General features: G+C 43.7%; 13 protein-coding genes. 3 read left to right on the top strand and 10 right to left on the bottom strand.

Features of this window, described 5'->3' with window-relative positions; translation table 11 throughout:
• Positions 1-64: 64 nt before the first annotated feature.
• Entirely contained in the window at positions 65-523 is a 459-nt protein-coding gene (locus tag U5K35_RS08705; protein ID WP_322571068.1) for an energy transducer TonB, read from the bottom strand.
• Between the two features lie 63 nt (positions 524-586).
• Entirely contained in the window at positions 587-1,642 is a 1,056-nt protein-coding gene (asd, locus tag U5K35_RS08700) for an aspartate-semialdehyde dehydrogenase (RefSeq protein WP_322571067.1), read from the bottom strand.
• Positions 1,643-1,863: 221 nt separating this feature from the next.
• On the opposite strand from asd, the gene U5K35_RS08695 reads away from it, so the two are divergent.
• Positions 1,864-3,321, top strand: coding sequence for a glycine--tRNA ligase (locus U5K35_RS08695; protein WP_322571066.1), 1,458 nt, complete (start codon positions 1,864-1,866; stop codon positions 3,319-3,321).
• 73 nt (positions 3,322-3,394) lie between these two features.
• Here the strand turns inward: U5K35_RS08695 and U5K35_RS08690 are convergent, their stop codons facing one another.
• From U5K35_RS08690 to U5K35_RS08680, 3 genes are all read right to left on the bottom strand, one after another.
• On the bottom strand, positions 3,395-4,771 hold the full coding sequence (locus tag U5K35_RS08690) for an alpha/beta fold hydrolase (RefSeq protein ID WP_322571065.1): 1,377 nt from the start codon (positions 4,769-4,771) through the stop codon (positions 3,395-3,397).
• Between the two features lie 97 nt (positions 4,772-4,868).
• Entirely contained in the window at positions 4,869-5,426 is a 558-nt protein-coding gene (locus U5K35_RS08685) for a superoxide dismutase family protein (RefSeq protein WP_322571064.1), read from the bottom strand.
• A 55-nt stretch (positions 5,427-5,481) separates the two neighbouring features.
• Entirely contained in the window at positions 5,482-6,237 is a 756-nt protein-coding gene (locus U5K35_RS08680) for an alpha/beta hydrolase (protein WP_322571063.1), read from the bottom strand.
• A gap of 167 nt (positions 6,238-6,404) precedes the next feature.
• On the opposite strand from U5K35_RS08680, the gene U5K35_RS08675 reads away from it, so the two are divergent.
• Both U5K35_RS08675 and U5K35_RS08670 read left to right on the top strand, forming a co-directional pair.
• The gene (locus tag U5K35_RS08675; RefSeq protein ID WP_322571062.1) at positions 6,405-8,882 is read left to right on the top strand and encodes a zinc-dependent metalloprotease; all 2,478 of its coding nucleotides are present in this window, start codon (positions 6,405-6,407) and stop codon (positions 8,880-8,882) included.
• 191 nt (positions 8,883-9,073) lie between these two features.
• Entirely contained in the window at positions 9,074-9,595 is a 522-nt protein-coding gene (locus U5K35_RS08670) for a hypothetical protein (protein ID WP_322571061.1), read from the top strand.
• A gap of 11 nt (positions 9,596-9,606) precedes the next feature.
• Here U5K35_RS08670 and U5K35_RS08665 read toward each other — a convergent pair whose 3' ends face one another.
• From U5K35_RS08665 to U5K35_RS08645, 5 genes are all read right to left on the bottom strand, one after another.
• Positions 9,607-10,884, bottom strand: coding sequence for a M56 family metallopeptidase (locus tag U5K35_RS08665; protein ID WP_322571759.1), 1,278 nt, complete (start codon positions 10,882-10,884; stop codon positions 9,607-9,609).
• Positions 10,865-11,224: a hypothetical protein gene (locus tag U5K35_RS08660; RefSeq protein ID WP_322571060.1), complete on the bottom strand. Its 360-nt coding sequence runs from the start codon at positions 11,222-11,224 to the stop codon at positions 10,865-10,867. The genes U5K35_RS08665 and U5K35_RS08660 overlap by 20 nt, the downstream gene beginning before the upstream one ends.
• A gap of 1 nt (position 11,225) precedes the next feature.
• Positions 11,226-11,396 carry a hypothetical protein gene (locus U5K35_RS08655; RefSeq protein WP_322571059.1) on the bottom strand — a complete coding sequence of 57 codons (171 nt, stop codon included), beginning with the start codon at positions 11,394-11,396 and terminating at the stop codon, positions 11,226-11,228.
• Positions 11,397-11,554: 158 nt separating this feature from the next.
• On the bottom strand, positions 11,555-12,994 hold the full coding sequence (locus tag U5K35_RS08650) for a M56 family metallopeptidase (protein ID WP_322571058.1): 1,440 nt from the start codon (positions 12,992-12,994) through the stop codon (positions 11,555-11,557).
• A complete protein-coding gene (locus tag U5K35_RS08645) occupies positions 12,991-13,362 on the bottom strand; it encodes a BlaI/MecI/CopY family transcriptional regulator (RefSeq protein ID WP_322571057.1) in 372 nt (123 codons plus the stop codon). Before U5K35_RS08645 ends, U5K35_RS08650 begins: the two co-directional genes overlap by 4 nt.
• Positions 13,363-13,442 lie beyond the last annotated feature (80 nt).

Below are 13,442 nucleotides of genomic sequence, written 5' to 3'. Positions count from 1 at the left end.
TCGCTTTTCGATGCAGTTTACAAACAGGGCAGTTATGTTTTTTGTGTGACGTTCTGCCTCCTATCTATTGATTTTCACCTTCTCTAAAATATGAGCTGATAACATATCGCTGCTCAATCGGCTCTCCATCCAGCACTGCCGGTTCCCACCTATGCATTCTTTCAATAATTTCTTCATACATAGACGTGATTGAATCGTGCGGACTTCTCAATACTTCTGCCATACTTGCATTGCCTTCCTTGTCAACCACATAGGTAATCAGAAGGCGTCCACTGTATCCCTCTAGTCTGGCTTTTTCAGGGATCATTGAATTCATTTTAATATGTTCCAGAACTGCCGCACTTCCGCCGGGGTATTTTGCCCAAACATCCGGTTCAGGATATTCAAATGATAACGCCTGCTCAGGCATCGGTACTTCTTCATAATTGGAAGCTGAAGAATTCACTTGTCCTGCTGAAGAACAGCCGAATACCGAAAAAGAGATAGAAATAATAAGTAGAGATATAATGTGATATTTGCGCATAACGACCTTTTTTATTTAAAGATCACTAAGCATAAATAAATCAGGGTTTTCTGTCAACCCAAATTATTTCAAAAACCCTTTTCTTACCAGTAATTCAGCATTCAATATCGCACCGCCTGCAGCCCCGCGAACCGTATTATGCGCCATAGCGATATAGCTCACATCCATCACATGGGCCTGTCTAATTCGACCAACTGCGGTTTGCATTCCACCTTCGCTGTCTGCATGCAAACGGGGCTGTGGGTATCTGGGATCGGTATGAACCTTTAACGGAAATTCGGGTGCTGATGGCAGATCCAGTTCGTGAATCGGGCTTTTCCAGTTATTCATTGCATCCCTAATCTCATCCAGATCTGCTTTCATTTTCAAACCGACTGTAATTGACAAGAGATGGCCATTTATGACCGGCACACGTGTTGCGGTGGCCTCAATAGGAAAGTCGGCATATTTAACGGCACCTTTAGACAGAGTGCCCAGCAATTTTAAGGGCTCCTGCCGAATTTTAGACTCTTCACCCCCGATATACGGAATCACATTTCCCATAATGTCGAGACTTGGAACGCCCGGATAACCCGCACCGGATATCGCCTGCATCGACGTAACTACCAGTGATGAGATGCCAAATGCATCATGAAGTGGTTTCAGCGAGGTTGTGAGCGGAACCGCGACACAATTCGGATTCGTAACAATCCACCCGCTTCCATCTTTTGTAAATCGCTGCTCATGAATCAGATCAATATGATCCGGATTGACCTCCGGTATCAAAAGCGGAACCGTTGGATCTGTTCTGTAGTTTTTCGCATTACTGATTACCGGAATTCCCGCTTTGGCAAAATCCCCTTCAATGTCTGTAGCCACAGACGAGTCAAGCCCGGAAAAAACGAAGTCTACATCTTTAAACAGTTCTGATTTGCACTCCAGAACCTTCAGCTGTTTGACACTTTCCGGCATGGGAGTACTTTCAATCCAGTTTGCAGCTTCTGCATAAGGTTTGCCGGCAGACCGTTTGGAAGCGCCTAAAGCTGTAATTTGAAACCAGGGGTGATTCTCGAGAATTTTAATAAATTTTTGGCCTACAGCTCCTGTAGCGCCTAGTAGTCCGACTCTGAATGACGTCATAAAATGATTTTTCTTTTTTTTAGTCTAAATCCAAAGTGTATCTATTGGATATTTGTATCGAACAATCGACTTAATGTTGCAACAAGTTTTACGAACACATCTGAAAATAAGAAATCCTCAATACAAACGATTCATGATCGGTAAGATTTTTCATATCTTTGCTGTTTGTAAATATTTTCGAATTGAAACTCGATTTCAAACCGACTAACCACAGATTTTATATGCCTGAAAAGAATTTAGATTCACTGGACAAAATTGTTTCCCTGTCGAAAGCAAGAGGGTTTATTTTTCAATCATCCGATATTTATGGAGGTCTTGCAGCTGTTTACGATTACGGCCCGCTCGGTGTTGAACTGAAACGAAACATTCAGGCCAACTGGTGGAAGTCAATGACTCAGCACCATGACAACATTGTAGGTGTGGATGCGGCCATCTTTATGCATCCAAAAGTTTGGGAGGCCAGTGGCCACGTAGAAGGATTTAATGACCCGATGATTGACGACAAGCAGTCGAAAAAACGGTATCGGGCCGACATGCTCATTGAACAGCATATTCAGAAGCTTCGTGATAAAGGAAAAGATGACGAGGCTGACAAACTACAGGAACAGCTCGACACGACCGGAACCCGCAAAGGCCTTTGTGAAGACCTCTACGATATCATCATGCAGGAAGAGATCAAAGCGCCCGACTCAGGAGCATTCGACTGGACGGACGTGCGCCAGTTTAACCTGATGTTCAAAACCCACTACGGTGCTACATCATCCGGCGATGATGACGCCATCTATCTGCGGCCTGAAACCGCCCAGGGAATTTTTGTGAACTTTAAAAATGTAATGGACACCGCTCGTGTTCAGATTCCTTTTGGAATTGCTCAGGTTGGAAAAGCTTTCCGCAACGAAGTGGTTGCCCGTCAGTTTATTTTTCGCATGCGGGAATTTGAACAGATGGAAATGCAATATTTTGTAGAGCCGGGAAATGATGAAGAGAGCTATGACAACTGGCTCAACAGCCGGATCGAGTGGCATAAAAACCTGGGAATTCGGGAAGAAAACCTGAGAACCGTACCGCATCCGGAAGATAAGCTGGCACACTATGCCCGCGCGGCTGCCGACATTCAGTTTAATTTCCCCATCGGTTGGCAGGAAGTGGAAGGCGTTCACAACCGGACCGATTTTGACCTTTCACGCCATCAGGAGTATTCCGGAAAGAAAATGGAGTATTACGATCAGAAACAGCAGAAGCGGTATACACCGTATGTGATTGAAACCTCTATCGGATTGGACCGCTGCACGCTAATGGTGCTTTGTGATGCATATCGCGAGGAAGAAGTGGATGGCGATACCCGAACGGTACTGAAGCTCCATCCAAAACTGGCTCCGACCAAAGTTGGGATTTTCCCACTTATCAAAAAACCTGAGCTTCAGGAATTGGCCAAGAAGATTGAGTTCGAACTCCGTGATGAATACAACGTGCTTTATGACGAGTCCGGTTCAATAGGCAAGCGATACCGCCGCCAGGATGAAGCCGGCACGCCGTTCTGCGTTACCGTTGACTTTGATGGGCTGGAAGATAACACCGTCACCATTCGCTATCGTGATAACATGGAACAGGATCGCGTTTCCGTGGATAAGCTGGCCGACGTTATTCGCGATGGTATGAAAACCTGGAAGCCTGAGTAAGGTTCACCGCTGAGACGCGGAGGGCGCGGAGAACATTAACTGCGAACTCTGCGTCTCTGCGGTGAACTAAAAATTAAAGAGTCTGAAGCCACTCCACGATCTCTTCCACGAAACCATCGGCAAACCTTTTATCGAGCATACCGTACTCGCTGGGAAGCCCTGTGTTTGACTGTTGAAATAGATGATTGGCGGATTCAATTTCAACGATCGTAAGATTTAACCCGGAATTTTCTTTCAAAGATTCTGCCATCGTACGATTTGGTTCCAAAATCACCTGTGAATCTTTTTCTCCGAATATTGCCAGCATTGGAATTTCGAGCGTCGAAATATCACTCTGCGGATCATATTCAATAAACGATTTAAACCAAACCGTTTTTGCCGCTGCCAGCTGCCTATTAATCTGGCTACGGATAAATGAGTCCATATCACCAAGTGCCTCGCGCTGCTGCTCAGGCAGTTCGTTAATCTGCTCTTCAAGCCGGTCATACAGATCCTGCTCGATGTCATCCCAGTCGTCCTCATTTCGAACTACTTCATAAATTCTCTGCTGAAACTCCAGATTTTGTTCAACAATCTCATCGTCAATACCCTGAGCTTCTGATATTGTTTTAATCTGACTGTTGATGATCTCACTCCCGGGCAAAAAAGGTGCTGCCATAAAAACGATCCCGTCGATTGAGATTTCATCTGATGAGAGTGCGGCAACCAAACCACCCTGACTGTGCCCCAACAAAACAGTTTTTGATATTGCGGAACCGTACTCGTCCTGAAGATGCAAGACAATATCCTCCAGATCTTCGGCAAGGTCATACAAAGTTGCATCCGTTTCACCCATGGATCGTCCCACTCCCCTGTCATCATATCTGAAGGATGAATACCCATGGCTGTAAAGTGAATCTGCCAGTTGCGCAAAAATACTAAAACCGGCTACCGTTTCATCTCTATCCTGTGAACCTGATCCGGTTAAAAGAACCACAAGGGGAGCCGGCTCATCTGCCAGCAGAAGTGTACCGCTCACCTGTCCTGCACGGGTTTGAATAGTTATATCATCTCCTATGGATACGCCATTATCATCAGCCAAGGCATCATCATTCTTTTCAATGGAAAAAGGAAAACTTGTATTCATCTGTTCAAACATACCTGAGATTTTATTCTCAGAGCTTTGCCAGACACCTCTAAATACTGCAACTCCCGTTCCTGTCTGAAATTGAAAGATAAGAGAGTCGCCTTCCGCCTTTGTGAACTCTATTGGGAGATTAAACGCCATCTGCTGCGGAATGTCTATAGTCCCATCCAGCTCACCGTCCTGGTAGCTAAATTTAAAATCTGTAGTCAGATTTTGACCGTTAATTTGAATAGCGCCGGTCCATTCTCCGGCAACATCGTTGTAGTTTTGACCGGATACCGTTTGAGCAGTAAGTAGAGCAATAGCAAAGAGTAGATATTTCATAGAATCAATTTAACAAAAACAGATACCTGTTAGAAATAAAAAACCCTGCTCTATGGCAGGGTTTTATGTTAAAAGATAAACGTGATAACGTATTTCATTATTGCGGATTTGCCACACCAACTACACCGCATGCAAGTCTGCTTCCTGCAGCTCCTGTAGGCTGTGTTTCAAGATCATCTTCACCGGCATGAATAATTACTCCCCGTCCCAATATGGAGCTCATTCCTGAAAGCTGAAGTTTGGAGTCAACAAAATCCGTCGTTGCATTTCCATCTGCATCAGACTGAAGATTTCCGAGATCGCCAACATGTCTCATCTCATCATCCGGCCCGCCGTGTTCCATCTCTTCGGGGTTGAAATGTCCGCCGGCAGAGGTTCCGTCATCCGCTCTGCAATCGCCATATTCGTGAATATGGAAACCGTGCATTGAATCTGCTTCCAGACCGGAAATATCGGCCTCAACCCGCACTCCTTCTTCTGTTTGTGTAAAAACAACCGTTCCCTCAACGCTGTTACCTTCTGTTGCGTGCATCACTACAACCGCCTGATCAATGGATTGAGTTTCATAATCCATAACGGTCTCTTCCTGCTCAACTTGAGTGCAGGATGCGAAAATTAATAATGCTGTAAATGTTGAAATGAATAACTTAGTCATATTGTAAAGATTGATTTTGATTTACTGTTATGCTTATCGATGAATGTAATAAAATTTAGAGATAGATCGATGCCCACTCGGCGATGATCGCTCCCGCATAAAGACTGTAAGCCTCATCCATCAATAGGTGGTCCGCTTCATGCAGAGAAAGAAAACTTTTCGGATGCTTTGCAGTTTTGTAAATATGGGCCGCATTATCGATGCCTACCGTATCATCCAACGGTGAATGCATAACCAATAAAGCCCTGTCTAGATTCTCAATATATTTATCCATTTTTGTTTTCTCCAAATCGTCAAGAAACTGTTTTTTAATTCTAAACGGACGTCCGGCCAGATTTACAATAGCAGATCCTTTCTCTTCAATTTCTTCTCTTTTCGACTCAAAGTGCATCTCTACATGTTTTGGATCGGACGGAGCACCAATCGTGGCTACCGCTTTAACTGAATCCATTTTATGGGCAGCCTGAATCACAGCAGCGCCGCCAAGGGAGTGACCAATCAGGATTGACGGCAAACTCATCTCTTCTCCCATATACTCTGAGGCGGCGACAAGATCTTCAACATTGGAACTGAAGTTGGTATCCTCAAATGTTCCTTCACTGTCGCCCAGACCCGTAAAATCGAAGCGTAAAACGGCAACTCCGTTTTTATTCAATGCTTTTGCAATATTTCCAACAGCCTTCAAATTTTTTGAACAGGTGAAGCAGTGGGCAAACAGTGCGCACGCCTTGTGTTCACCATCGGGATAATCAATTTTTGCTGCAAGGGAATCACCCGTTGAACTTTTAAACTCGATTTTCTTTGTGTTCATATTTATAAACGGATATGAGTTATACTTTTATCGTAATGTTTTTTCGACGCTTTTCATTCAATAATCATTTCTTCGAAAACTGTATTATTATCATCATTTTACATTCATCTTGGATATTTTAAAATGATACATTTTAAAGGCTTAATCTTAACTAATACATACGTTTTATGATAAATATCGTACAAAAGCTTTCAGTAATGCTTCTTGCTGCGTTTTTGATCGCCGGCTGTGCCAGTACAGACAGCGTTCAAAGTTCTGATGATGCATCAGAACGCCCAAGCCGGGATGCAGCTTCATCTTCCGATGAACCCAAAGCATTTTCTGAAGTAATCAAAGATGACTTCGAGAAAGATGAGGGACTATTCAATGTTTACAAAGATAAATCAACATACTATTACGAAATACCCGACGAAATGCTGGACCGTGAAATGCTTATGGTTTCACGAATTGCAAAAACTGCAGACGGTATTGCCTACGGGGGCATGAAGAATAATACCCAGGTACTTCGCTGGGAAAAACGAGATGACAAAATCTTAATGCGTCGCGTCTCTTTCAGTAATACGGCTTCAGACACTCTGCCGGTTTACGAGGCTGTAAGAAATTCGAATTTTGAGCCCATTCTCGCATCTTTTGACATTGCGGCTTTAAATGCTGATTCAACAGGATCTGTCATTGATATAACAAGCCTGTTTACAACCGATGTACCGGCTCTTGGCCTGCAACAAGGTAACCGAACCCGGTACCAGGTACGCCGTGTTGATGGGGACCGAACTTTTATTGAAGAGATTCGCAGTTTCCCTGAGAACGTGGAAGCGAGACACATCCTCACCTATGACGCTCAGAATCCACCGTCCAACTCGGATGCGAATACCATCTCACTTGAGATCAATCACAGCATGCATCTGCTTCCGGAAGAACCAATGCAGCGACGTGAGCCAGATGCGCGAGTTGGTTACTTCTCAACCACACAGACTGATTTTGGAACCGAAGAGCATCGCGCAAAACCGGTTAGCCATGTAACCCGATGGAAACTGGTTCCAAAAGATAAAGAAGCCTATATGAGAGGTGAACTGGTAGAACCCGAAGAACCGATCATTTTTTACATCGACCCGGCAACTCCCAAAGAGTGGAGAGAGTGGCTGATTCAGGGTGTGGATGACTGGCAGGTAGCGTTTGAAGAAGCCGGATTTAAAAATGCCATCTACGGCAAAATGGCTCCTACAGACGATCCCGAATTTAGCCTTGAAGATGCACGCTATCCAACTATCCGGTATTTTGCATCACCGATACAAAATGCATTCGGTCCTCATGTACACGATCCAAGATCCGGTCAAATTATGACCTCTGCTATTGGGTGGTATCACAACGTGATGCGCCTGCTTAGAAACTGGTACTTCATCCAGACAGCAGCTGCCAACCCGGAAGCTCGTTCCGTTCAGTTTGATGATGACGTGATGGGTGAACTGATTCGTTTTGTTTCGGCACACGAAGTAGGTCACACACTCGGACTTCCGCACAACTTTGGATCCAGTGCCGCTGTTCCGGTCGATTCACTTCGATCTCCAACCTACACGTCCAATCACGGTACAGCTCCATCCATTATGGACTATGCCAGATTTAACTACATCGCACAGCCGGGTGACGGAGTAACAAATTTCTTCCCTCGAGTCGGACCATACGATAAATGGGCCGTAAAGTGGGGCTACACCTGGTTCGGCGACATGTCACTCGAAGAACAGGAAAAACAGCTCCACGAATGGACAAAAGAACGTGCAGACGATCCTGTTTACTTCTACGGACGCCAAACCGGTTCCAAGATTGATCCAAGATCTCAAAATGAAGATCTGGGCGACAACAGCATGAAGGCGAGTACCTACGGAATTGCCAACCTGCAGGTCATCACCGACAACCTGATCGACTGGACAAGCCAGTATGGTGAAGATTTCTCCGAGCTGGATGAACTCTATGGCCAAATTCTGGGCCAGTGGAGCCGTTACATGGGCCACGTAACTCAGAATGTGGGTGGTGTTTATGAAAACGACAAAACCTTCGACCAGGAAGGTGGCGTGTATGAACCGACACCAAAAGAGATTCAAAAAGAAGCAATGGACTTCCTGAAAACACATGCATTCTCTGATCCTTCATGGATTCTGAATCAGGACATCCTGAGCCGTGTAAATCAGGCCGATTTTGTTGATAATTTCCGCGGAAGACAAGTTTCCGTACTGAACAACCTGATCGATCCACAGCGAATTGCTCGTCTGATCGAGTACGACAACAGACTGGATGCAGATGTGTATTCTCCATATGAGTTTATGGATGATGTTCGCGGAACCATCTGGACCGAGCTCGACAGAAATCGTGCGATCTCTGTTTACAGAAGAAATCTACAGCGTGCATACATTGAACGAATGGAATATCTGATGACTGAAGAGCTTCCAAGTGTACCGGCTGCATTCCGGCAGTTTGTAGGATTTACATCAGTTGACGTAAGTCAATCCGACATTCGTCCGATGGTTCGCGAGCAGCTTGAAATTCTGCAGCGCGATATCAACAACACGAAAAACCGTGTGAGCGACCGTGCTACAAAAATTCACCTCGCTGATGCAGAACGACGAATTGATAACATTCTGAATCCGAAATAAACCGGAGCAGAACCGTTCAAAATTTATAGCCCCGAATTGGCACCTGCCGGTTCGGGGTTTTTTATTTTACAGGACTCAGGACTCAGGACTCAGGACTCAGGACTCAGGACTCAGGACTCCAAGAGGGAATTTAATGGATTTGACCTTTCATTATTTTGGATTATCAGTCTATTTTTAAAATTTTTTAAGTCATGATTCCATTTCAAAACATATCACTTCCTGTCTACCTGCTTTCGGTGCTATTCATTTTTTCATTCGCTTCTTGTGAAGAACGTTTAAAGAGTTTTGATGAACCGGGACTGCCGAATCACAGTATAAAAATAGATGACGGTATTCAGCTCCGGGCTGAAATCAGTTGGGATCATTTAAGCCAATCACTCGAAACAGAAATTTGGGCTGAAAATACCTCAAGCGACACTACACGGATCGAAACCGGTCCGTGTGCATTTCAAATTCTGGCTTACGATTCATCCGGCAGTGACAGAGAACTGATCTGGCACAGTGAAATGCCCCAAGATTGGGTCTGCATGGATGAGCTACTCCGCTTCACACTCCTGCCCAAAGAGGAAAAACAGCTGACAGGATTCTCGTACATTTCCGGCAATAAATGGAAGTATGAAATACCCGAAGGCGAATGGGAGTTTGAAGTTCGGGCAAAAACCGGACAAGACGAGCTGATTTGGATACCGGCAAATTCTGTAACGGTTCGATGAGATGCGACCGGTTAATTTTTATCCGGCGGCACAATAGACAGCTTCATCGGATAAGTCTCTTTTATTCTCTCCATCTCTGAACTGTTCTCCTGGAGAGACGCGAAGGAACGGCCAAATTGATTTTGAGCCTCTTCATTTCTCAGCTCAGCATAGGCTGCTTTGATTTCATCCAGCAGTTCAAGGTATTGATCATAAGGAGTATCGGGGACTGTTTTTATTCCTATCACAGCTTTGGATGGGCTTGAGGCACTGTTCTCCACAAACTGCTTGATATTTACTCTTACCTCGTTTAATTCAGCCGGAGCTTCATTCATCAAAAGCATACCCTGACTGTTCATTAAGATCTGCATCAAATTTCCTGCTTCTACCGGTGCCGGTGGTGCAGGAGGAGCCGGTGGCAGATTCAAATCAGCACTATCCTCGAAGCGTTGTTCCGGTGAAGGTACCAGCGGAGGTGGCGGCGGAGCATTTAAATCTGCGCTATCAACTGACTGAATTGCTTCGTAGAGTTCCAGTACTTCATCATACTTCCTCTTAATTTTATCACTGTTTGAGGGAGTCGTCTCAATATCCATGTATTGTTTTGCTGCATCTAAAAACTCATTTGTGACTCTTTCCAGCTCACTGCCATCATCACTTTTTTCCGTAGAGTAATTTATCCGAAGTGCCTCATTCTCTCGAAGAATAGTTTGAACATCTGTAATGAATCCAAATTCAGCATCGGGGCTGACTTTCATCCTGACCAACTCCGGGCCTTCGGGCAGTTCCGATAAATAGCCCTCCAGTTCATCCAAAGTCATACGCTTCTCATTCACCAGCAGTGCATTATCATTCAGAATTTCAATGGTTACTTCATCAACCGATTCAATTTCATCAGAAATCTCATTCGTGGCCGGTTCACATCCCAGCATCAGCGACAGTCCGGCAAAAAGCGGGAGCAGCATGGCAAGTTTTAGAAGAAACTTCACTCTTGTTTTGGATTGAGTCATCATTTGTAGTCTCCGTTTGGTTAAAGAAAAATTGAGGCTGCTTACCAATCCGTGGACAGCACTCCCTTCCATGGTTTTCAACAGCATGCGCTGATAGTTTTCTATGACAGTGCCTTTTGAAATCACCGCCTCATCAGCCAGGTATTCGTGATTAAGTGCAATCGCGTGCTTGTAGAGATAAAGCAGCGGATTGAACCAGAAGATCACTTTTAAAAACTCCACAAAAAGGATATCCAGTGAATGCTTCTGCCGGGCATGGGTAAGCTCGTGATTCAGCACCTCATTCAGGAACTTCTCCACTTTCAAACTGTTTCCTGTTCAGAAAAACCGTATTGATAAACGTGTGCGGCACTACCTTTTCATTCAGAAGAACTACTTCGCAACCTTGTATGAGCCGTTTTGGATTGCGCCGGATCTTTAACTGGATTCTGTGAATGATTCGTATCAGCCTGATAAACAGCAGAGCCGATATCGAAACATACAGAAGAAAGGCGATTGTGTAGAGCGTCTGACTTGGTATAACGCCTGAGCTACGTTCCGTTGCTGCCGTCTGGATTTCTGAATCTATCCATAAGCCTTCTGCGATCACGTAGTTCGTTGTTTCATTATCACCGGATGTGAACATTGCAGACCAGGGCATTTCAGCCTGTTCCAAGCCCATCGGAATCAATCGGAATGGTGAAAGAGAAAATGAGGCACCAAAGCAGGAATACCCGGTTAAACGTAAACCGCTTCTCTTTTTCCAGGAAATAGCGATATATGAGAAGCAAGAGGGTAAGGCTTATCGATGAATAGATTAGATAAGTAATCATGCCTCCCTCCTTTTCATAATTTTACATTCATTGACATCAATATTTATGAGGCTGTCGTTACTTTTAAATCCGGAAATTTGAGCCGCAAAAGTAGAATGCAATTTCACCTTTTCGCTTAGTAATAAATAAGATTGGTTGCTAAAATAACTCATCACAAATTATTTGATCTTTTCTATGAGTTCACCATTCTCATAGCGTTCTTGTTCAATGATATTTCCCTCGGTACCAAATTCGGTAACCAATCCGTGGAAATTTTCTGAGTGTGACAAAAAATTAGCCTCATACTGCAGACTGCCATCCGCAGTGTAATATCTTTGAACACCCCGGTATTCTTTATCAGGGACCGGATAGATAAACTCAGACATCAGATCACCTGATATATTCGTCCTTTTAGTAATTGGTAACCCATTCTCATATTTGTAGTCCGTACGAAACCAAACCTGGCCAAAGTCATTATAACTTTTATGAGCAATCAAATTCCCCTCATGATATATCGATTCCTTTTTAAGTATTCCTGTCTGAGGATCAAATAATTTATTGGAGCCATGAAAGAAATCACCTTCCTCTGTTTTCCACTTCAGATAGGAAAAATTTTCATCCACTTGAACCGTATCGGCAAATAGTTCAGTTTCATAGGTTCCCAGTAAGTGATCTTTATCAATCACCCTGGTATTAAACATCAGAATTAACAGAGGCAGGACAGGAGTTAATACCGCCATCTTTAGGGAACTTCGAACAAATGACCGTTTCTTAGTCATCATTAGAAGTCGCTTTTTTGTGAGATAAAAATTCAGATTGCTGGCAAAATTTACTCTGGCGTGATTTTCCGTCACTTTTAACAGTTGATTTTGGTAGTCATTTACATCCTCATACTTATCAATTACCTTTTCGTCGGCCAAAAATTCGTGATTGATCAATATGGCTCGACGAAATAGATAAAGTGCAGGATTGAACCAGAAGATGACTTTTAGCAGCTCCACAAAAAATACATCGAGGGTGTGTTTACCGTTTATGTGCGCTATTTCATGATCCAGAATCTGATCGCTGATCATCCCTTCTTCAAAATCATGCTTGTTCACAAAAATAGCATCCATAAATGAATGAGGAACAACAGTCCGTTCTGAAAGCTTTAGCTTGGTTCTTCCCAGATCTACCTCGTCCATTTTTCTTGCACGACTATATATAGAATAAATGCCATATATAAACCGGGAAAACAGAATAAGTGAGATCAAAGCGTAGGTAAAAAACAAAACCGTGAACATGGGAAATCTTGTGCCGGTGCCGGCAGATTCAGCAGCAGTGAACTCCAGTGGCTCTACATTTTCCGGGAATATATTGCCGGTTACAAAAATAGTAGGTGCCTGTTTGATGGCCGTAATCTTTTCAGCATCAATTCCCGCAATATTTTCGGAAGGACCCACAATGAATTGATTGGTTCCCATGAAAAAATCGAGTGATGGGAGTGATAGCCCAAGTACCAAAGCTATCAATAAATAGAAACGATTAAAGCGATAGCTCTTTTCGTTGGCCAGAAGCAGCCTGTAAATTAGAAATAGCGCGAGTAAGCAAAGAGTGGAATTTAAAATGTAAGCGATCATGATCTCTTCTTTTTAATTTCCTGTTCTACGATACTTTTAAGCTCCTGAAGTTCTTTTTCGGTTAAATTGGTCTCTGAAGTAAAAAAAGACGCAAACGTTGAGGGCGAATCATCAAAATATTTTTTAATCAATCCGTTGATGTGCCGGGAAAAATAGTCCGACTTTTTTACAACCGGATAGTACTGCCGCGACCGGCCCATCTGTTCATAGTCGATGAATCCCTTGTCCTTCATCCTTTTTAATAGCGTGGCTACAGTGGTATTTGCAGGTTTGGGTTCCGGATACATCTCAAGCAGTTCATTCATGAACGCCTTTTTGCTTTTCCAGATGTACTGCATCAGTTGTTCTTCAGATTTTGATAGCTTCATAATTCTACATTGTTAGAACTGTTTCTACAAGTGTAGAATTAAAATTTTAAAGATGCAAGATTTTTTCGATGGCTGTTTAG

The organism is Rhodohalobacter sp. (assembly GCF_034521535.1).
Taxonomy (GTDB): Bacteria; Bacteroidota; Rhodothermia; order Balneolales; family Balneolaceae; genus Rhodohalobacter.
Note: the sequence above shows the minus strand (reverse complement) of the source record. Positions and strands in the feature narration are given on the sequence as shown.